This window comes from Pleomorphomonas sp. JP5, from assembly GCF_023721815.1.
Lineage (GTDB): Bacteria > Pseudomonadota > Alphaproteobacteria > Rhizobiales > Pleomorphomonadaceae > Pleomorphomonas.
The window spans coordinates 932,720-952,496 of record NZ_JAMDLI010000007.1 but is presented as its reverse complement, the minus strand read 5'-3'; the positions used below and the strand labels follow the sequence as shown (position 1 = coordinate 952,496).

The 19,777-nt window shown below is 64.3% G+C and carries 22 protein-coding genes; 4 read left to right on the top strand and 18 right to left on the bottom strand.

Going from position 1 to position 19,777, the window contains the following annotated elements; genetic code table 11:
- The 3 genes from M4J40_RS11345 to M4J40_RS11335 all read left to right on the top strand — a co-directional run.
- Positions 1–198 (top strand): chemotaxis protein CheW (locus M4J40_RS11345; protein ID WP_405030737.1); only part of this gene is annotated, 198 nt, incomplete at its 5' end.
- 59 nt (positions 199–257) lie between these two features.
- On the top strand, positions 258–1,115 hold the full coding sequence (locus M4J40_RS11340) for a protein-glutamate O-methyltransferase CheR (protein WP_251754235.1): 858 nt from the start codon (positions 258–260) through the stop codon (positions 1,113–1,115).
- 159 nt (positions 1,116–1,274) lie between these two features.
- Positions 1,275–2,381 (top strand): chemotaxis response regulator protein-glutamate methylesterase, encoded by a 1,107-nt coding sequence (locus M4J40_RS11335; protein WP_251754234.1) that lies wholly within the window; start codon positions 1,275–1,277, stop codon positions 2,379–2,381.
- A 39-nt stretch (positions 2,382–2,420) separates the two neighbouring features.
- Here the strand turns inward: M4J40_RS11335 and M4J40_RS11330 are convergent, their stop codons facing one another.
- From M4J40_RS11330 to M4J40_RS11275, 12 genes are all read right to left on the bottom strand, one after another.
- Positions 2,421–3,455 (bottom strand): HlyD family secretion protein, encoded by a 1,035-nt coding sequence (locus M4J40_RS11330; protein WP_405030746.1) that lies wholly within the window; start codon positions 3,453–3,455, stop codon positions 2,421–2,423.
- 158 nt (positions 3,456–3,613) lie between these two features.
- On the bottom strand, positions 3,614–5,317 hold the full coding sequence (locus tag M4J40_RS11325; RefSeq protein ID WP_251754232.1) for an MFS transporter: 1,704 nt from the start codon (positions 5,315–5,317) through the stop codon (positions 3,614–3,616).
- Positions 5,314–5,892, bottom strand: coding sequence for a TetR/AcrR family transcriptional regulator (locus tag M4J40_RS11320; protein WP_251754231.1), 579 nt, complete (start codon positions 5,890–5,892; stop codon positions 5,314–5,316). Before M4J40_RS11320 ends, M4J40_RS11325 begins: the two co-directional genes overlap by 4 nt.
- Positions 5,893–6,210: 318 nt before the next feature.
- The gene (locus M4J40_RS11315) at positions 6,211–7,275 is read right to left on the bottom strand and encodes a M48 family metalloprotease (RefSeq protein WP_251754277.1); all 1,065 of its coding nucleotides are present in this window, start codon (positions 7,273–7,275) and stop codon (positions 6,211–6,213) included.
- Positions 7,262–8,323 (bottom strand): YjgN family protein, encoded by a 1,062-nt coding sequence (locus tag M4J40_RS11310; RefSeq protein WP_251754230.1) that lies wholly within the window; start codon positions 8,321–8,323, stop codon positions 7,262–7,264. The genes M4J40_RS11315 and M4J40_RS11310 overlap by 14 nt, the downstream gene beginning before the upstream one ends.
- A gap of 207 nt (positions 8,324–8,530) precedes the next feature.
- Positions 8,531–9,412 (bottom strand): ADP-ribosyl-[dinitrogen reductase] hydrolase, encoded by an 882-nt coding sequence (gene draG, locus M4J40_RS11305; RefSeq protein WP_251754229.1) that lies wholly within the window; start codon positions 9,410–9,412, stop codon positions 8,531–8,533.
- A 46-nt stretch (positions 9,413–9,458) separates the two neighbouring features.
- Positions 9,459–10,298, bottom strand: a complete 840-nt coding sequence (locus tag M4J40_RS11300) for an NAD(+)--dinitrogen-reductase ADP-D-ribosyltransferase (RefSeq protein WP_251754228.1) — start codon at positions 10,296–10,298, stop codon at positions 9,459–9,461.
- 28 nt (positions 10,299–10,326) lie between these two features.
- The gene (gene nifW / locus M4J40_RS11295; RefSeq protein WP_251754227.1) at positions 10,327–10,707 is read right to left on the bottom strand and encodes a nitrogenase stabilizing/protective protein NifW; all 381 of its coding nucleotides are present in this window, start codon (positions 10,705–10,707) and stop codon (positions 10,327–10,329) included.
- Between the two features lie 8 nt (positions 10,708–10,715).
- Complete coding sequence (locus M4J40_RS11290; RefSeq protein WP_251754226.1) at positions 10,716–11,036, bottom strand: iron-sulfur cluster assembly accessory protein; 321 nt, start codon at positions 11,034–11,036, stop codon at positions 10,716–10,718.
- Between the two features lie 129 nt (positions 11,037–11,165).
- Positions 11,166–11,795, bottom strand: coding sequence for a nitrogen fixation protein NifQ (locus tag M4J40_RS11285; protein WP_251754225.1), 630 nt, complete (start codon positions 11,793–11,795; stop codon positions 11,166–11,168).
- A 180-nt stretch (positions 11,796–11,975) separates the two neighbouring features.
- Positions 11,976–12,794: a ModD protein gene (gene modD, locus M4J40_RS11280; protein WP_251754224.1), complete on the bottom strand. Its 819-nt coding sequence runs from the start codon at positions 12,792–12,794 to the stop codon at positions 11,976–11,978.
- The gene (locus M4J40_RS11275; protein ID WP_251754223.1) at positions 12,791–13,003 is read right to left on the bottom strand and encodes a molybdopterin-binding protein; all 213 of its coding nucleotides are present in this window, start codon (positions 13,001–13,003) and stop codon (positions 12,791–12,793) included. The genes modD and M4J40_RS11275 overlap by 4 nt, the downstream gene beginning before the upstream one ends.
- Positions 13,004–13,128: 125 nt before the next feature.
- On the opposite strand from M4J40_RS11275, the gene M4J40_RS11270 reads away from it, so the two are divergent.
- Positions 13,129–13,731, top strand: coding sequence for a DUF2478 domain-containing protein (locus M4J40_RS11270; RefSeq protein ID WP_251754222.1), 603 nt, complete (start codon positions 13,129–13,131; stop codon positions 13,729–13,731).
- Between the two features lie 15 nt (positions 13,732–13,746).
- On the opposite strand, the gene fdxB is transcribed toward M4J40_RS11270, so the two are convergent.
- The 6 genes from fdxB to nifK form a co-directional block, all read right to left on the bottom strand.
- The gene (gene fdxB, locus M4J40_RS11265) at positions 13,747–14,064 is read right to left on the bottom strand and encodes a ferredoxin III, nif-specific (RefSeq protein WP_405030736.1); all 318 of its coding nucleotides are present in this window, start codon (positions 14,062–14,064) and stop codon (positions 13,747–13,749) included.
- 33 nt (positions 14,065–14,097) lie between these two features.
- Positions 14,098–14,559 carry a NifX-associated nitrogen fixation protein gene (locus M4J40_RS11260; protein WP_251754220.1) on the bottom strand — a complete coding sequence of 154 codons (462 nt, stop codon included), beginning with the start codon at positions 14,557–14,559 and terminating at the stop codon, positions 14,098–14,100.
- A 4-nt stretch (positions 14,560–14,563) separates the two neighbouring features.
- On the bottom strand, positions 14,564–15,052 hold the full coding sequence (gene nifX, locus M4J40_RS11255) for a nitrogen fixation protein NifX (protein WP_251754219.1): 489 nt from the start codon (positions 15,050–15,052) through the stop codon (positions 14,564–14,566).
- Entirely contained in the window at positions 15,015–16,397 is a 1,383-nt protein-coding gene (gene nifN, locus M4J40_RS11250; RefSeq protein ID WP_405030745.1) for a nitrogenase iron-molybdenum cofactor biosynthesis protein NifN, read from the bottom strand. The genes nifX and nifN overlap by 38 nt, the downstream gene beginning before the upstream one ends.
- A gap of 4 nt (positions 16,398–16,401) precedes the next feature.
- Positions 16,402–17,880, bottom strand: a complete 1,479-nt coding sequence (gene nifE, locus M4J40_RS11245) for a nitrogenase iron-molybdenum cofactor biosynthesis protein NifE (RefSeq protein WP_251754217.1) — start codon at positions 17,878–17,880, stop codon at positions 16,402–16,404.
- Positions 17,881–18,164: 284 nt separating this feature from the next.
- Positions 18,165–19,706 carry a nitrogenase molybdenum-iron protein subunit beta gene (gene nifK, locus M4J40_RS11240; RefSeq protein ID WP_251754216.1) on the bottom strand — a complete coding sequence of 514 codons (1,542 nt, stop codon included), beginning with the start codon at positions 19,704–19,706 and terminating at the stop codon, positions 18,165–18,167.
- Positions 19,707–19,777: the final 71 nt, after the last annotated feature.

The window sequence follows — 19,777 nt, the reverse complement described above, 5'->3', positions numbered from 1 at the left end:
GTGTTCGAGGTCGTCGCGTTCCGCGGCGACCAGTTGGAGGCGGCGCCCGACATCGGCGTCCACTGGAACTCCGACTACATCGACGGCGTCGTCCGCCGCGATCAGGGCTTCGTCGTCGTCATCGACCTCGGAAGGCTCCTGACCGCCAAGGATCTCGCCGCCCTCGGCGGCAAGGATACCAACCGAGCCGTCGCCTGAACAAGCGGGGCGGCGTTTCTCGCCGCCCACCGCTTCAACCCGTACATGAGGACCGAAACTTGTCGTCTGTCGAGGCCCTGCATCTTGATCGTTCGGCCGACCGCCTCAGCGCGAAGAACTTTCGTCGGCTGTCGGACTTCGTAAGCAGCTACAGCGGCATCAAGATGCCGCCCGGCAAGCAGACCATGCTGGAGGGTCGCCTACGCCGGCGCCTGCGCTCGTCCGGCTTCGCTTCGCTCGACGATTACTGCACCTACCTCTTCGACAACGACGGACTGGACGTCGAGGCCGTGGCGCTGATCGACGCGGTTACCACCAACAAGACTGACTTCTTCCGCGAGCCCAAGCACTTCGACTTTCTGAAGAGATATGCTCTTCCGGCCCTCGTACGAAACGGCCGAACCTCGCTCCGGCTGTGGAGCGCGGCTTGCTCCGTGGGAGCGGAACCCTATACGGCGGCCATGATCCTCGCGGACTTCGCCGAGAGCTCCGGCCCTCTCAACTACTTCGTCCTTGCAACCGACCTGTCCACCGAGGTTCTCACATCCGCCCGAAAGGGCATTTATCCCGCCCCCATGCTCGCTCCGGTACCGGAGAACTACATGCGGCGCTTCGTCCTTCGCTCGAGCGACCCCAATAGCAACCTGGTTCGAATGGCTCCGGCCATCAGGTCGAAGGTCGGGTTTGCGCGCATGAACTTCATGGACGAGACCTACCCGATCGGCGAGCCGGTCGACGTCATCTTCTGTCGCAACGTGCTCATCTACTTCGACAAGCCGACGCAGGCCAAGGTTCTGTCGCGCCTGTGCGACTGCCTGGCGCCGGGTGGTTATCTGTTCATCGGACATTCGGAATCGATCACCGGATTCAACCTGCCGGTTCGAACTGTCGCCAACACGATTTTCCAGAGAATCTGATCCGCCTTACCCGGCTTCCGCGTGCTTGCCTGTGCCAAACCACTGCTTCCAAAGCCGACTTGCCGCTCGGATCACCTCCGTGTTAGGCGAGAAAAGTCGAGCGTGGCGTAGCCCCGAAGCGCGACATTGCCGCCGAATGAGGCCCTCTGCCGGAGCGAGATGACGTTGGCCCCTCAGAAACGCGTCCGCGTCCTTATCGTCGACGATTCCGCCTCCGTTCGGCAGACGTTGGCCACCATCCTCGGAAACGATCCGGAGATCGAGGTGATCGGCGTCGCAGCCGACCCCTTCGTCGCCGCCAAGCGACTTCGGGACGACATTCCCGACGTCATCACCCTCGACGTCGAGATGCCGCGCATGGATGGCATCACCTTCCTCAAGAAGCTGATGGCCCAGCACCCCATCCCGGTGGTGATGTGCTCTTCGCTGATCGAAGAAGGCTCTGAGACGTTGATGCAGACGCTGGAGGCCGGGGCGGTCGACGTCATCCTGAAGCCGAAGATCGCCGCCGCCGATCACCTCGCCGAGCAGGCCATGCTGATCTGCGATACGGTGAAGAGCGCCGCTCGCGCGCGCCTGGGACGGCGGAAGAGTGACAAGCCGGCTACCGCGCCGGGGGGCAAGACGCCGGCGCCGAAGCTGACGGCCGACGCCATGCTGCCCCCCGCCGCCCATGGCGCCATGGCCAAGACCACCGAGATCATCGTCGCCGTCGGCGCGTCAACAGGCGGAACCGAGGCCTTGCGCGAGTTCCTGATGGCCCTGCCGGCCAATGCTCCCGGCACCGTCATCGTGCAGCACATGCCCGAGCACTTCACCGCCGCTTTCGCCAAGCGGCTCGACGGGCTCTGCCAGGTCAGCGTCAAGGAAGCCGAGGACGGCGACCCGGTATTGCGCGGGCACGTGCTGATCGCCCCCGGCGGCCGACACCTGCTCCTGGAACGCCAGGGCGCCCGTTACCACGTCGCGGTGAAGGACGGGCCGCTGGTGTCGCGCCACCGCCCCTCGGTGGACGTGCTGTTCCGTTCGGCCGCCAGGGCGGCCGGCCAGAACGCCATAGGGGTCATCATGACCGGCATGGGCGACGACGGCGCGCGCGGAATGCTCGAAATGAAGGAAGCCGGCGCCTACACCATCGCGCAGGACGAGGAAAGCTGCGTGGTGTTCGGCATGCCGAAGGAAGCCATCGCCCGCAGCGGCGTCAACACCATCCTGTCGCTTGAAGACATCGCACCGCACGTCATGCTGCAGCAGTCGAGGCGGTGATCGAACCGGCGCCGATCGCTTCCGCATGCCGCAGGCGATTTACGTTCGGCCACCCGCCGAGACGGGGGGCTTTGCGGGCGCCGTCTCGACCCTGGCGATGACCGACATGCCGGGCCGCAACCGCTCCGTCAGCGACTGATCGGCCGCCAGGCGAATGCGAACCGGGATCCGCTGAACCACCTTGGTGAAGTTGCCGCTGGCGTTATCGGCCTTCAGGATGCTGAACTCGGATCCGGTCGCCGGGGCCAGTTCCTCGACCGTGCCCCGCAAGGACACACCATCGAGGCCATCCACGTCGATCATGACGGGCTGTCCCACCTGCATGTGGGCGGTCTGCGTCTCCTTGTAGTTGGCAACGATCCAGCGTGTGGGCGGCACAAGAAACATCAGCTGCGTGCCAGCCGTCACGTATTGCCCCTTCCTGACAGAGCTTTCGCCGATCTGTCCATCGGTAGGCGCCTTGATCACCGTGTTGCCGAGATTGATCTTGGCGAGATCGACGGCAGCCTCGGCCGCATGCACCTGCGCCGCCAGGCCTGATCGCGACACATCGGTGGCGCGCACCTGCGCCTCGGCCAGGCTGACGTTGGCTTCGGCCGCCGATACGCCGGCCTGGGCGACCTTGAGGACGGCTACGGCGCTGTCGAGATCGGTCTCTGCACGGATGCCCTTCCGGGCAAGCGAGCTGACACGCTCATAGGCAGCCTTGGCCTGTGCAAGCTGGGCGGCCGCCTGATCGAGAGCGGCCTTGCGGACGGCGACCGTGGCGACGTTCTGAGCCATGGTCTGGTCGACGTTGGCGAGCGATGCCTTGGCAACGTCGAGCTGCGCCACGGCCTGCTCCAACTGCTGGCGGTAGATGCGGTCGTCAACGCGGACCAGAGGGTCGCCGGCCTTCACGACCTGGAAGTCGCGCACCGGCACGTCGGTCACGTAGCCACTGACCTGCGACGCCAGTGCGGTCACCTGCCCACGCACATAGGCGTTCTCAGTTACCTCGACGGTGCTGGTGAATGGCCAGAGATGCCAGGCCCACAGCACCGCCGCCGTACCGGCAAACGCCACGAGCACCATGCCAAAGACCGTTGCGACGCCGGCTTTGGCGACCTTGGGCGGCGGCGCTGACCGCTGCGAGGTGGGAGCCGCGTCGGTGGTTTCGGTATCCATGCTGCGGCGCGTATGGGACGTGATGGCAGTTGTCGCTTCGGGCGAAGGCGGACGGACAGGCTGGTTCATAGCGGCATGGTCCTGAGTTTGCGTGACCGCCTGTAGCGAGCGACGGACAGACGCCGGCGGGTCAGCCGCCGCGCCTTTTCCATGCCGCCCGTCAGAACGCGGATAAAATCACTGGCGAAGGTCCAGAAGAGAAAGCAGAAGGCGATCAAACTGTTGAGGAGGGAGGCATCGTTGTAGCCCCTGACGTTGGCCTCTCGGGTTGCGGTCTGGGAGAGCAGCGTTCGCGCCTGAATGTCACGCCGCGCCGGATCGACGATCGCCCTGGCATAAGCGCCTTGATAGAGCCTGATCCTCTGCGCGACCTGGGGGTCGGCCGGATCGAGGGCGTTGACGATGACCGCCGAGTACTCATGCTCCCGATACAGTTGATAGGTACCCAGCACTGCCGGGCCGGCAAGACCACCGATCCCTTGCGACAGACTGAACAGCACCGAAAAGGTGATGATGTGATCGGCGCCGCGCGACAATGCCTTCATGATCCCCATCAGCAGCAGTGGTCCCATGAACATGCCCGCGGCAAGCGAGATCATCAGTTGGCTGAGGTAGACATCGTGAGGCCGGGTGAGACTGGTGGCGTTATGCTCAAGATAGCTGCCGGCGATCACCAGACCGATCGAAAGTCCGAGGATTGTCAGAACGCGTTTGGGACCAAACATCAGTGCGGAGATAATGGCTCCCCCAATCGTACCGACGAAAATGACGGCATAGAGGGGTTGCAACTGGTCCGGCCCCATGCCGAGCGTGCGGAGAAGCCCCGGCGCCGTATAACTCTGCTCGGACAGCAGGAAGCGCATGCCGACCGCCCCCATGCCGAAGCGAAAGGCGTCGCTGGTTCCGAGCCAGCGCGTCATGATCAGGGGGCGAGCTCGGTGATGCTCGATCAGCACCGCCACCAAGGCCATCGCCATGGCCGCGATGATGGCGTAGGCCATCCATGGGTTGTCTTCCCACCACTCGTAACGCATCTGGGCGAACACGGCTCCAACCAGGGCGATCGCCGGCGCCAAGAGAGCAAAGGACAGGAAGTCGAGCGGCTCGAAAATGCGGATGCGGATGCCCTGCGGTAGCTTGACGATGACGATCGCCGCAAAGCTGAGAAGCGCCATGCCGAGTTCCAGGCGATAGATCTCCCGAAAGTCGCCGGTGCTGGCCAGAGATGGCGACAGGACCCAGGCCAGTGGCGTCATCGCCTGCATCAGCCCCAAGGCGAGGCAGAGGGCGCGACCGAGGTGTTTCAGCGGAAAGGCCTGCATCAGATAGAACATGCCGAGCACGCTCATCGGCGCGGCCGTGAAGCCGGCCACGGCCCGTAGCAGCAACGCCGTCGGGTAATCCGCGACCGTGATATGCAGGACACAGAGCAGGACATAGGCGGCGATACTCGCTTCGGCGAAATGGCGAATGCCAAAGCGCTGCCTGCACTTGAAGAGGATCAGGTTGGCCGATGCGTTGAACATGACATAGACGGCGGGCAGCCAGACCGCCTCGGATGATGTCAGGCCGAGATGTCCCTGGATGTTCTGAAGGTTGGCTGAGACGAGGCCGGTTCCAAGCCCGCTCGTCGCGATCACCAGCAGGCCGACCAGACCATAGGCCAGGCGACGTCCGGGCGAGTGCTTGACGAGGGCCGGCGACCCCGGAACGCGGGGCCGCTCCTCGGGATCCCAATCGGGTAGCGGATCGAGCGGTTGGGGGGTCATGTCGCCGGCCGCCCATGCACGGCCGGCCGAGGGCGCAGCCCCTCGACCAAGAGTTCGAACGCCCTGAGGCTGAGTCTTGCCTGCTCGTCGGCCGAGCGCCCCCGCAGCGCTGAGCCCAGCACGCTGACCAGCAGCGTGACATCCTCGACCTGAATGTCAGGACGGCAGATGCCGGCTTCGACGGCGCGAAAGATCAGCGGCGAGAAGATCTGGTGAAAGCGCTCGCGGACACGTTGCACCTCTGGCGCGCCACGATCGAGCACGCGCCAGTAATCGACCAGCGACGAGCGGGAACGGATGCGTTCGGCATGAAAGCGCAGCAGAACGAAGAAAGCATCTTGCCGATCACCGAGCTCGACTGCCTTGGCCGCCGTCTCTTCCAGCCCCCGCTCGAGAAGGGCGACGATCAGATGATGGCGATCGGGAAAGTGCCGGTAGAGCGTCGCCCGCCCGACCCCTGCCTGCTTGCAAACGAGGTCGAGCGGCACGGTGATGCCATGGCTTGCGAAAACAAGATCGGCCGCAGCGAGGATAACCGCTCGGTTCTCCTCGGCGTCTCTTCTGAGCTTTGTCATGCGCTCCAAATCGGACAAAAATGTCCGTTCGTCAATGCATGCCGCTCGCATCTGCAGGACGGTTCGGTAAAACTTAGGTGATAGCCCCATCTCGCGGCAACTGAGCCGCAACTACGCCCACGCCGCTACAGATCCTTAGAGAAAATGGACACAAGTGCCCGAAGTCCTCACTCGCCACCTTCACCAAGCGTCTCGATGGGCTGCGCCAGAATCGCAGCGCAAATCATGCCGGGCAGTCGCGGCGTCGAAGAATGGTCTCGCTGTCGGGTAGCCTCCGAGCGCCGGGACGGCCGCGAGAATGGACACTTGTCCTGAGGGCTACCTTGCCGAAGCACCGCTTTCCAGTTCACGAGCGTAGGTCAAGACATCTGCGCGGCGCTCGGGCGTGTCCGGGTGGGTGGACAGAAAGCTGACTTCGCCCCGTTTTCCCGAGACCGCCTCGATACGGTCGAAAAAGCGGACGAGGGCCGTCGGCTCGTAGCCGGCGGCGCGCATGATCTCGACGGAGCGGCGATCGGCCTCCGCCTCGGCGGCGCGCGAGTACGACAGGGCCAGGATGGCGCCGCCCTGGGTCAGCATGTCCTCAAGACCTGAGCCGACATCGCCGGCAATCAGCAGGATCATCGCCGTCACGCCCGCGACGCGGTAGATTTGCCGAAGGCTGTGTTTGCGCTCGACGTGGGCGATCTCGTGCCCCAGCACGCCGAGGATCATTTCCCGATCCCCATCGGCAAGCTTCACGAGATCGTCGGTCAGGATGAGGTTGCCGTCTGGCAGCGCAAACGCGTTGGGGCCGATCGACCCGCCGTCGCGAAAGTTGAGCGTATAGGCAGTTGGCCCGCCTTCGGATGCGACGGCCAGTCTCTCAAATCCGTCCCTGATCGCCTGCTTCTCGTCGTCGGGCAGACGGGAAGGCCCCAGCACGGTTCGATCAAGCGAGGCCAGCGCGCCAGAGCCGATCATTTCCGGCACGAAGGGGGGCGTCACGAATACCGCAACTTCGACCAGCACCGGAACCGCGTAGCGGTAGATCGCGAAGACAAAAAGAATGACCGCGATGACGAAGGCGAAGAGCCTGGGCCGAAACGCCTCCAGGCCATGGACCCAGCCGGACTTCGTCCCCCTGCTCCGGCGAAGCCAGGCGTCCATGCCGTCGTTGTCGGCTGTTTCAAAGACAGATCCGTCCGGAAAGGTCAGCCTGCGAGGAATCGAGCCGACACGCGGGCTGATCTCGATCTGTTTCACGGACGCGGCGGCGCAAATGGCGTCGTCGGCCGTGACCATCAGCCCGTCACCGCTCACGCCAATATTGGCGGGAATCGAGCGGCTGGAGTTTGGTGGGTACCACTCGCCAACCGCGACCGACTCATCAGAAGCCAAAATCGAAACCTTCCATATCAACGTACTCGGCCGAAACAGCCGATCCGCTTGCCTCGATCTGCGACACTATCTCGCCGGGATCTCCGTTGATACGGATGCCGGTGTGCTCGTTCGTGAAACGCGCCATGCGCACGGCGGCCCAGGGACGCATCAGGCCAAGCGTCAGCACTGTGACGAGAATGTTGGAGGCGGCGATCCAGGCATAATGCAGCCGGGGGATATCGCTCAGCAACTCGTGTCGGCCATCCAGAAGCGCTGCCGACAGCACGACGTTGCGTACGCCCGTGCGGTAAACGAGCGTGGCAAGGGCATAGAGGAGCAGCACGACATACGGCAGAAACACCATGAAGGCTACGAGACCATTGAGGCCCTGCCCCCCGCCCCGCTCCATCTGGCGCGCCGCCACTATGATCGCGCCAACCATCGTTCCGCCGAGAACGAAAAGCAGGAACGGAAGCAGCCATATGCGATAGAGCGCCCCGAGACGCGGCTCGGATGAGAAACTCCGGTCGCCGTAGCGAAGATTGTTGAGGATGTAGCGCCACAGCCAACGGCTTGCCAAAGGCGCAAGAATGCCGATTGACAGGAAGGCGACCAAGCCTCCAGCCGTCACCGCGAAGAGCGCACCGCCGGTCGAGCCAACGAAATCGAACCGGACGTTGCGATAGCTGGTCACCCGCGCATTGAACCGCAAGCTGCGCTTGATGAGCCACGGCAGCGCGATCAACATCAGCAGAGAGGTTGCCGCCGCAAACAGCGGATGGATGACGGCGAGAATGTTGACCGCAATGAGCACCCCGACCACGATCAGCCGACCGACGAAAATCTGGCTGCCCTTGGCATGATACTCAAACGTACGGCCGAGAAGGACGGTGTTGCCGTAAAAATAGCGCTTGCGGCGAACCTTGGCCCAGGCGGAGTAGATGCCCAGCGTCACGATGGTGAGCAGGACGTTGACGATCCAGATGCCGAAATACTCTGAAGCGCTGCCTGTGAAAGAAGCGCGCGAGAAGCGTTCCGCCGAGGTCGGCGGCGTATCAACCAAAGCCATGATTCTGTTCCCGTGTTCCGGCGGCAAAATGCCCATCTCGGTAGCGCGGAGCAACCAGAAACAATCAGAAGCTTTATTCAACCTTAACGTTCATAACGCGCACGGCATTCTCCATGGAGAGGAGGCTCAAACGATCTGGGCCGGACAGTGGCTTGCCCGGATGCCTCGCCGACAAACGCCAGGCACGCGTGTCACGGCGCGATGAAATCAGCGCTTGGCGACCGCCAGCAGAGGCGGCACCAAGGCCCTGATCGCCGTGGCCGCGTCGCGATCGAGCGCCTTCAGCCAACGCCTCGGAATCGCTTCGAGACCATAGGTAGCGCCGGCCAAGGCGCCGACGATTGCCCCGGTGGTGTCCGCGTCGCCACCATGATTGACGGTGCGAATCAGACAATCCTCGAAGGTATCGGTGGCAAAGTAGCCATCGAACACGGTCTGAAGCGTGTCGACGACATAGGCGGACGACAGTCCTCGATAGGGAACGAAGCGGAAGGTCGGATAGCGGCCGACCAGACCGTCCGCCAGTCGCGCGGCAACGGCCCGCCCTCCTCCGGAAATCAGCGCGGCCAACATGCCGGCCAGGGTGTCGCAAGCGGCATCCGACAGCGGATGATTGTGGGTGACGTGGCCCTGCTCCACCGCCCAGCGACGGGCGCGCACCGGATCGCGATAGCTGGCGATCGCCGCCGGCAGAACGCGCATGGCGGCCCCGTTTCCCGCATCGCCCTCGTTCGGCGGGCCGATCACGATGCCACGCTGAATGTAGCGGCGGATACCGCGCCGGCAGGTGTTGCCGACGTCGGGCGGCCCCGACCTCAGCCAGGCGGCAAACTCTTCGCAGAGATCGGTGAGATCGAGCTCGCCCTTGCGGGCGAGCGAACGGCCCAGGGCGAGCGACATGGCCGTATCGTCCGTCACCGCGCCGGCCTTGAGGCGCAGCCAGCCACCACCGACGATGTCGCACAATAGGCCATGCTCGACCGCGATCTCTCGCGGTGTCATGAACTCCACAGTCGCGCCGAGCGCATCGCCGATGGCGAGACCGAGAAAAGCGGCGAGAGCCCGATCCGCGACACCGACATCGATCATGCCGGCCTCCCGTTGCCGACAGAACAGCCCGTGAGGACGAGCCGCCTCATCGGGACACACTGAGTTCGTAGTCGCCGCCAATCACCAGATACTCGCCTTCGCCCTTGAGGGGGTGAGAGGCCATCAGCGTATTGAAGAACAGGATCTTCTCACGCGGCACCCGTGCCGTAAGAATGACATCGCCGAAGCAGTCCGCAATGTCGCGCTCGGCGGTGAAGGACGACAGGCTGTTGAGGCGCATGACGATCCGGCGTCGATCGATCCGCTGCCGGATGGGATGCTCGTTGAAGTCGTTGACACCGCGATGAAGCGTCAGGTGTGTCTCCGTCGGAGAGGCGAAGCGGACGAGCGCCCACTGGCAGAACTCGTAGAGCAGGTCGAGCTGGGCCATGATCGCGTTGTTGTGGAAGCGGCTCGACATCTTCTCGGCCACATAGGCCGCCCAAGCGGCCGGCGCCTGCCTCACCAGACGTTCCCGGTGAAATGTCGGAAAGATGCCGAAGCGACTCTCCACCCAGCCCTTCAGCACCGCGCCCTCCGGTCCGTTGCTGTCGTATCCCCAGCCCTTGATCAGCCGCAGATAGGACGAGCGATAACGACGGCGCACCGACGCGTTTCCCGGCTCGCGCTGCTCGCGATCGATGCCGAACATCGCCATCATGTAGGCGGCGAAGGCATCGCCCGCTTCGGTCAGGTCCGCGGCGAGCCCTAGCATTTCGAACAGTCCTCCGTTCATCTCCCGTACACCGGAGACATGGACGGGAACCGGACGGGCGTTGAAGGCGACGTCGGCAAGAAAAACCGTCGGCAAGCCGACCAGGTTGGTCGAATGGCCGATCAGACCGCCATCCGGCGTTCCTTCCTGGCAGACCGTCGCTTCACTCACGATGAAGACCGCTCCAAAGTCCCGAGGATCAGCTGCCGTCGATCGGTCGCAGGGCATCGCCGAGCGGCACGAAGGGACGACGCGGCGCGGCAGGTCGGCTGGGGTCGCGGTCCTTCAGTACCTTGAAAAGTCGCTTCTCGAGCGGCGAAGCGCCGGAGAACTCCCGATAGGCCCGCTCCAGCATGGAGCGGGCGCGCGCGGCGGCGACCGCATCGGGCAAATCCTCGAGATCGTCACCGGCCAGCATCTCCCCCATGCGCTTCATGACATGCAGGCGGCAGACGGCCAGGCGCTCGGGATCGAAGCGAACGCCTAGGACATCGAAGAAGTCCTCGGCCGAGGAAAGGCTTCTCATCCTCTCAAGGATGCCTGCGGCGTCGGGAACGGGGCGATCGATAGGACAGGACATGGCGCCTCTCAACAGAAGGACTTGCCGCAGGAGCAGCGGGACGCGGCGTTCGGATTGTCGAAGACGAAGCCGGATTGCTCGACGCCATCGATGAAGTCGACGACCAGTCCGTCGACATGGCGCTGGGTCAGCAGATCGAGATAGAGCCGGACGCCGCCCTGCTCCACCACGAGATCGCCGGGCCGTTCGTCCGTCTCCAGGCCCAAGCGGTAGCGGAGGCCGGCACAGCCTCCGGCCTCGACGATGATACGCAGGCCCTCGGCCTGCCCGTCGGCGCCGGCGAGAGCAGTTCGCACGGCATCGGCAGCGCTTTCGGTGAGTTCGATCATGGTCAGTCCTCACATCCCGGAAACGAAGGGTCGAAACTGAGACTGCATGGCTCATGCCATGTTCTAAGCCCTTGAATTTAAGCATCTCTGAGCCGTGTGTCGGAAAACCGACATGTCGCCGGACAGATTTCATGCCGCCTGTTCCACGCGGCGGCGGAGGTCGGCGAGTCGGCTCAGGCCGTCTTCGGCGCCGAAACAGTCGTTGAAGTCGGTGCAGACGGCGCAGGAGGGCGCGGCGCAGAGCGAGAAACCCTCAGCCTCGCAAAGCACACGGTAGAAGTACTTCTTCCAGCGCATATTGCCCGTGTTGCCGGTGTGCAGCGTTTGGAAATGGCGAGCGAGCAGACGGTTGAGCTCACCACGGTCGTTCAGCCCCAAGTCCTGCCAGAGATGATCCGGCCGCATGGCTCTTCGCGCGATCAGGGTGGCAAGCCAGGTCGCCACGGGCTCTGGACCGGAGCGATGCGCCAAGAGGAGATCGACAAGGAGCGCTTCCTCTTCCGCCGGCTCGCCTGGCTCAAAACCAGCAAGCTCAGTGGCGGCATAGCTTGGGAAGCAGTGACAAACGAGCCGATCGAGCTCGGTTTGCGACAGACCGAGACCGTCGATGGCGCCGATTCCTGACGTCGCCTCCTCGGTCAGCGCCGCAGCGAGAATCGAGGCGAGCACATGGTTGTCAAACGCCTCCGCGTCGTCCCGCGCCGGGCGGGCCGCGGCGCTGAGCGTCGAGTAGTGGCGCGCAAAGATCGAGGCCGGCATGTGTCACCTCCTTCAACTCTGTCGGAAAACCGACAAGACGAAGCCGTCTTGTCGGAGTTCGGGAGCGTCTGGAGGGGATCAGCGCAAAGGGCGTGCCGGCTCATACCTGCTCCGCTTGATCTGGACTTGTCCAGTTCAAGCGGGTTTCGACCTTTTGGGCGAAACCCGACGGAGGCGGTATCAGTCGGCAAACAGGCGAACCGCGACGTCGCGAGGACGAGCGGTGTAGGGCCAGGACGTGACGATGAAGTCGGCGCCGGCCGCAGCATAGGCGGCCGCGTTGGCCGGGTCGATGCCGCCGGCCGCACCGATACGAGCCCGCTTGCCCCTTTCCGGCAGACGATCGACCAGTTCGGCCACCGCCTCGGGCGCAAACTTCTCGAGCTGGACTACATCGAAGCCGGCGACAGCCGCCTCGACCGCCTCGTCGATCGTGCCGACCTCGACTGTCAGCGCTTTCTCGGGCTGGGTTCGTCGGAGGCGAGCTGCGATGTCGGACAGGCTCTCGCCACCAAGGAACAGGCGGTGTTCCGGGAAGACGAGGATGGTCTCCGACAGACCATGGCGGTGAAGAATGCCGCCACCGGCCCGGACGGCCAGTTGCGACAGGGCACGGGCGCCGGGCACCGTCTTTCGCGTGGTGGCGACCGGAAGAGGGGCCGCCGCCTCGACCACGGCGCGAGTGGCCGAGGCGATGCCCGACAGGATCTCGAGAAGCGTCTGCGCCGCCTTCCAGGCACGGTGCAAGGCGGAGGCTGGTCCACGCGCCTCCAGAATGGCCGTCCCGGCGGGCAGCCAATCTCCGTCCTTTGCGTGAAGAACGACGGTGAGGCCGTCCATCATTTTCGCGGCAACCTCGATGCCGGCAAGCACCATGTCATGGCGCGCCGTGAAGGTCATATGGCCGGGTCGGTGCCCGAAGCCCAGAGCATCGGTGGTCAGATCGCCGGCGGGCACATCCTCGGCCAGCAGGCGCTCAATCTCGGTTCGCGAAATCATGGTTCGATACCGATCATCACGTCGGACGCCTTGATGATGGCGGCGGCGTCCGCGCCGACCATCAGCCCGAGATCGTCGGCCGCCTCGTTGGTGATCGCAGCCGTGACCACCACGCCTTCCACGATCTCGACCTTGACATGCGTGGTGGTCGCGCCACGGGTGAGAGCCACCACCTTGCCCTTCAGGATGTTACGCGCCGAGAGCCGCATGGCCTTCTCCGTATGTGCGTGAAGTCTCGTTTCGTTATATATCCGAAGCAATAACGGTCAAGGCAATTGGCCCGGCCTTTGCGAAGCGCCCACCATTGCCGCCCGCATTCGACACGGAGCCCCTCATGACCCGTCGCCTGCTCGACCGCTTTCCCACCCTCGACCCAGCCGCGATAAATGCGTCCGAGCTGGCGGCAATCGTTTACGAGGAAGGCGCCTCGGTAGACCATCTCATCGCTTTCTTCGCCGATGAACTCCAGACGGCGGGGCGTCGAGTGGGCGGCATCGTCCACCTGCCCGATGACGAGGAACCGCCGAGCAGAGACGTGACACTGGTCGATCTGATCGGCGGCGACCGGTGGCGCCAGTCGCATGCGCGCCCCTCTCCAGCGGAGGCGGCCGTGACGAGGAGGCGTATCCTCGCAACCATCGAGGCGCGGGCCGACCTTGCCATCGTCCCACGCTTCGGCGCGGCGGAAATCACAGGCGGCGGCCAGGCGGACACCTTCGGCACGCTGGCCGCCTTTGGCCTTCCGATACTGACGGCCGTCCGCCGGGAAGACGTGGACGCCTGGCTGCGGTTCACCGGCGGCATCGGAACCCTGCTTGCCTGCCGCCTGCGCGTCGTACGCGCCTGGTGGCAGGAAACCGACGACCGGCGACAGAAGATGCTGGCCCGAACGAACGCGAGAAGCGGCAACATCGTGCCGCTTCTGCCAAGTTTCTGACAATGGAGGAAGGCGTTACGCCGCCAGCTTGTCGGGCGCCGCGTGATTCTGACAGTTCTTCGGGCAAACGCGGGCGCACGCGTTGCAGCCGATGCAGGCGCCGTCGTTGTCGGCGACCATGATCTTGCGATTGAGTTCGCCGTCGAAGTCGTCATCATCGTCCTCGACGACCTTGCCGAGGATCTCGCCGTCCTCGTCGACACCGTAGAGATGCATGACGTCGCGATCGCAAACCTTGAAGCAGCGCGCACAACCGATGCAAGCGCCGCCGTCGATCGAAACGAGAAACAGCGGCGTCCAGGGACTACCGTCGCGGGTGGTGTAGTCGGCCATCAAATGTCTCCAGCTCGGATGGATCGAGAGAACTCAGAAATCGGCGACCTCGGGGAAGCGACCGATCATGGCGGTCGCCTCGTCGACCAGCTTGCCGCCGGCAGTGGCCAGAGCGGCGAAGTCGTCGAAGCCGAAGCGGTGGACGTCGCGCAACGTCCTTGAGATCACCACCAACCGGCCGGCTGTGAGCAGCACGCGGCCGAATCCCTCGTGGTTCAGCTTCAGGATGGGCGAGGCGACCCGCCCCGTGACCTGCTCGACGGCGAGACTGACCGCGCCATAGAAGGCCTCCACGCGGTCGATGATGTCGGGATCCGGATCGTCGATGATGGGCCTCGACCGACGCTCCTCGCGGCTGACGATGAAATCGGCGAGCACCTCACCGTCGGTCTTTCGTTCCCAGACGCCGTAGCTGTCGGCGGAGCGGACGAGGCGGGCCAAGGTCTTGACGAAGGGATGGTCGAGGTCGGAAATCGGCGGGGCGATGTCGCTCATCGGTTCAGTCATCCTCAAAATCGGGGCGTGGGGCGCCTACGCCGGCCGCCTGTAGAACCTTGCGAAGCCAGGGCGGCGGGCTGCCGGTCAGCATGGCCCGCACCTTCTCCAGCACATCGTCGATCGGCGCCGGTTGAGCCTTGATCGGGTGTATCCGCTGCGCCACCGCCTTGGCGGCGGCCGGCCCGCCAATGGCCAGGCAGAACAACAGATGGCAGCCTGCGAGCGCGTCGACCTTGGGCGTGATGCGGTCGTCGCCATCGGTCCGGTGGTTGCCGTCGCCCTCGGTGTTGCCTTCGAACTCGACGGCTTCGACAAAGCTCCAGCCGGAGGGTGTCACGTCGTAGACGGCGAACTTGGGCGCCGAGCCGAAGTGGGCGTTGAGCCCCTTGAGATCGGTTGACGCAATGGCGACGCGCACCGCGCCGGGCGGTGGCGCGGCATCGGTTGCCTCGTCAGTGTCGACGAGGCTCAGGCGACGGACGGCTGTCATGGAGTGTCTCCCGGTTGCGTAGCGGATCGAGGCTTTCGGGTGTCGGGTGATGGTGGTCGGCGGCGATCAGGGTGTTCGCCACCTCGAAGATCAGGTCGCGCGTGCCCTCGTAGAGCGCGCTTCGACGATGCTGGGCGCCGAGACGGTCGAAAATCGGAAAGCCGACGCGGAACAGCGGTATGTCCAGCCGCTCCGACGCTTGACGACCATGGGCATGACTGACCAGCAGGTCGGCGCCGGTCGCGCGTTGCTCGAGGTCGCCGAGGTCGCCGACAATCACCTCGGCCGGCACGGCCTCCAGGATGGCGCTGTCCGGCGTCGAAGCGATCGCGACGCTGGTTTCCGCGCCCATTTCGGCGAAGAAGCTCGCCATCTGGTAGAGAAGATCCGGTTCGGCTGCGATGGCCACCTTGCGGCCGCCGAAGTGGAAATGACCGTCCAGCATGGCATCCTGAAGCTGCGACCGGCGACGGCGGATCGACGCGGGGACCGGCCGGCCGGACAGTCGGGCGAGCAAGGCGACGAACCGATCGGCAGCGGCAAGGCCGGTCAGCGTCGGCAGAAGCGTGAAGGCGAGGCCGGTCTTGCGGTTCAGGACCTCGGCCGGACGGCGCATGTGCTCGCCGACGGCGACGCAATGGCAGGCAGCCCCCAACGTCTCGATGTCGGCAACGGCGGTGCCACCGTAGGCGGAGGGTATCCAGCGATCGGGGACAGTGCCATCGAGCGAGCCGGAGATGTCCGGCAGGACGACCGGCGTAAAACCGAACAGCTCGGCCGTTTGCCGCACGACTTCGATGTCGCCAACCGTGAAATGGCTGGGAGCAAGAATGACAAGGCGCTCGGGGTCACGCCGCGCGGTGGGTTGGGTACCCGCTTCGATCATTGCCGTGACGGCGGCGCTCCACCCCTCCTCGATCGAGCCGCGGAAGTCGGGCGTCCCGGCCAGAACGACGCGGCAGTCGCCGAGCGCATCGGCGCGACGATCGACGATCGAGGCAATGTCGGCGGCAAAGTCCTCGCCGCGCGTTTCGACCAGCGCCGTGGTGCAGACACCGATCAGCTTGGGGTTGGCGCGTGTCCGGATGTTGACGATGGCTTCCTCGAGATGATCCGAGCCCCCGAGCACCGTCGAAATCTCGTTCATGGCCGTCGTCTGGATGGGAATGGTTTCCTTGAAGTGGCGGACGAACAGCACCAACGCGAAAGCCGTGCAACCCTGACTGCCATGGAGGAGAGGAATGCCCCCCTCGACACCAAGAAAGGCATAGGCGGCACCGAGCGGCTGCGAGGACTTCAACGGATTGGTGGAGAGAGAGCGAACTTCGGTCGAGGACATCACTATCTCCTCAGCAATCGTCGGCGTCTTCGAGGACGCCGCCGGCGAACTTGCGAAAGCTATGGACGACCTCCACCGGCACGTCGGGGGAGTCGAGCAGGCGACCGGCCTCGTCCCATGGCGCCGGTGCGCGCAAGGCCGGGAATACCGGGCTGTTGACGGCAAGATCGATCCGCTTGAGCAGTTCGACGAAACCTTCGTAACCAGCGTAGGGGTGGTGGCGCTCCTGATTGACGTCGAGCCAGGGCGTCTTTGCCTTCAGCGCGATGAACTGCGTGCGGCTGCCGGACAGCATGATGTCGGCCTCGCCATCGGCCAGCATCCGGTAGATCTCGCGCGGAGGCAGGCGATCGAACAGGTGCTTCTCGTCCTTCAGGGCGGCCAGCGCCCGGGCCTTGTCTTCCTCCGTCGACTTCTTGATCGAGGTCCGGATCACCTCCATTCCGGCCTCCTGAAGCGCATCGACCATCGACCAGCTCTTGACGCCGCCGGTGTTGAGCAAAACCCGTTTGCCGGCGAGCCGAGGCTTCAACGGCTCGATGCGCTGCCAGGCGATCGCCTCTTCGCGAGCGATCAGCGTTTCGGCCCGATCGAGCAGATCGGCAGAGGCTCCTCCCTCCACCAGCAGACGGCAGATGCCACGGATGGCCGCCGATGTGTCGGCAATGCCGTAGAAGGATCCTTCGAAATAAGGGATGCCCCAGCGCTCCTGCATGCCGCGCGCGAGGTTGATGAGGGCCGACGAGCAGACCATCATGTTGGCCTTGGCCCGATGAGCGGTGGCAATGTCGCGATAGCGGGCGTCGCCCGGAATGACGGCGCGCAGACGGATGCCCAGCTCCTCGAGGAGCGGCTTCACGAACCAGAACTCGCCGAGCAGATTGTACTCGCCGAGGATGTTCACGTCGTAAGGCGTCACATCGTCCGGCTCGACGGTGCCGATGACATGGTCGAGAAGCGTCTGACCTGCCAAGCGGTTGCCGAGGTTCTTCGAACCGGCGAAGCCGGGCGCCTCGACGGCGACGACGGGACGGCCAAAGCGCTCGCCGGCGCGTTTGCAGACGGCGGAGATATCGTCGCCGATCAGCGAGGCGACGCAGGTGGAGTAAACGAAGATCGCCGGCGGATCGTGCCTTTCGACGATGGTTCGGATCGCCTTGAACAGCTTCTTCTCGCCATTGCCCATGACGATGTCGAGCTCGGAAAGATCGGTGGTGAACGAGCGCCGCCACAGATCCGGGCCGGATGAGGCCGAATGGCGGTTGTCCCAGGAGTTGCCCTCGCAGGCAAGAGGACCGTGGATGAGGTGGGCGACATCGGTCACCGGCTGCAGCACGATCTTGGCGCCATCGAAGGCGCAACCGCCGGCTGCCGCGCCGGGTGTCAAGGGTTTCGAGCAGCCCTTCTTGCGCGTCGTCTCGGACTTCTCCCGATTGGTCGGGCAAGCCGGCTCGTCGAACACACTGGCAATCCTGGCCTTCAGGGACATCGGAGCCTCGTTGCTTGCGGTCACAAGACGTGTTTCGCAAGCGACGTGCCAGTGAAAGCCTACCTACCAAGAGATTGAAATCGCTGGCTCCTTCCGCCACACACAGGGACTTCGCGCGTTCGTTCCCCGTGACGGCGAGGCTTGCGACACATCATTGTCGGGTTTGCGACGCATCGTCTTTCGCTCAGCATCCAACCTTTGGCGGCAGGGCTTTGGCTTCCCTCAATGGATGAGGGCCGGCTCCGTTTCCGGGCCGGCCCTCGTCATGCGTCTCGATACCGCTTTCAGCGCGTCAGATCGAAGGAGATATCGGTCTCGCCGGCAATGTTGGTCTCGGCGTCGAGCTTGTCGAACAGCTTGTCGAGGATGGTGGTCAGCACTCTGAGGCCGCCCTGATAGCCGATCACCGGGAACCGGTGGTGGTGATGACGGTCGAAGATCGGGAATGTCAGCCTGATGAGCGGGGTCTTGGTATCGCGTTCGAGATACTTGCCGTGGCTGTTGCCGATCAGGAAGTCCACCGGCTCGGTGAACATCAGCGAGCGCAGGTGCCAGAGATCCTTGTGCGCATAGGCCTTGCAGTCCTTGCCGAAGGGCGAGCTGTCGAACAGCACCTGCATGTCCTCGGCCCATTCCTTGCCACCGTTGGTGGACAGGCAGTGGACGGGTTCGCCGCCCGTTTCGAGGATGAAGCGCGCCATGGCCTGAACGAAGTCGGGATCGCCGAAAATGGCGTAGCGCTTGCCGTGCAGATAGGCCTGGCTGTCGGCCATGGCATCGACGAGACGACCACGCTCGAGACGAAGCGCCTCGGGGATAGCCTTGCCGCTGAGCGACGAGATCTTCATGAGAAGCTCGTCGGTGGCGCGGATGCCGAGCGGGTAGTTGAAGCTCGCGGTCTCCTGGCCGACGCTTCCCGCGTACTCCAGCGTCTTGCGACTGTTCCAGTGCTGGAGCGCGAGGGTTGCCTTGGCACCCTTGGCGGCCTTCAGGTCGTCGATGGTGGTGCCGCCGTCATACATGCGGTACTCGCCGTCCGAAGGCGTGTCGAACTGGTCGGCAGCGTCGCCGATCAGCTTGTAGCTGACGCCCATCAGGTCGAGCATGCGACCGAGCTCGCGATTGTTGCCGACGCAGAAGCCATCGAAGCCGGGGACGATGTTGATGGTTTCCGATGCGCTGGCCACCACCGGATTGTCCTTCCAGAAGTGCTCGAGGATGCCCTTGATGGAGTTGTCGTAGCCATCGATATGGCTGCCGACGAAGGAGGGCGTGTGGGCAAAGGGCACGTCGAAGTCTTCGGGCACCGAGCCCTTGGCCTTGGCATTGCCGATGAAGCCGTGCAGGTCGTCGCCGATCACCTCAGCCATGCAGGTGGTGGAGACGGCGATCATCTTGGGCTGATAGAGCGAGTAGCAGTTGGCGAGGCCGTCGATCATGTTGTTGAGGCCGCCGAACACCGCCGCGTCCTCGGTCATCGACGAGGAGACCGCCGTGCACGGCTCCTTGAAGTGGCGGGAAAGATGCGAGCGGAAGTAGGCGGCGCAGCCCTGCGAGCCATGGACGAAGCTCATGGTCTTCTCGAAGCCGGCGGCGGCGAATACCGCGCCAAGCGGCTGGCAGGCCTTGGCCGGATTGATGACCAGCGCTTCACGAGCAAAGTTCTTTTCCCGATATTCCCAGCCCTTGGTGTATTCGGACTGGAGCGCGGTGGCGTCGATGCTGGCAGCGCCGTCGCAAGCCTTCTTGCGAGCGAACATTTCCTGGTATTCCGGCTCGCGGAACAAGGGGCCATGATCGAGGATCTTTTCGGCTGACTGGGGCATGGTCTGACCTCATCGCCCGCGCCGCGCCATACGGCGGCCAAACGGGCACAGGAGTATCGGTCACGCGGCAA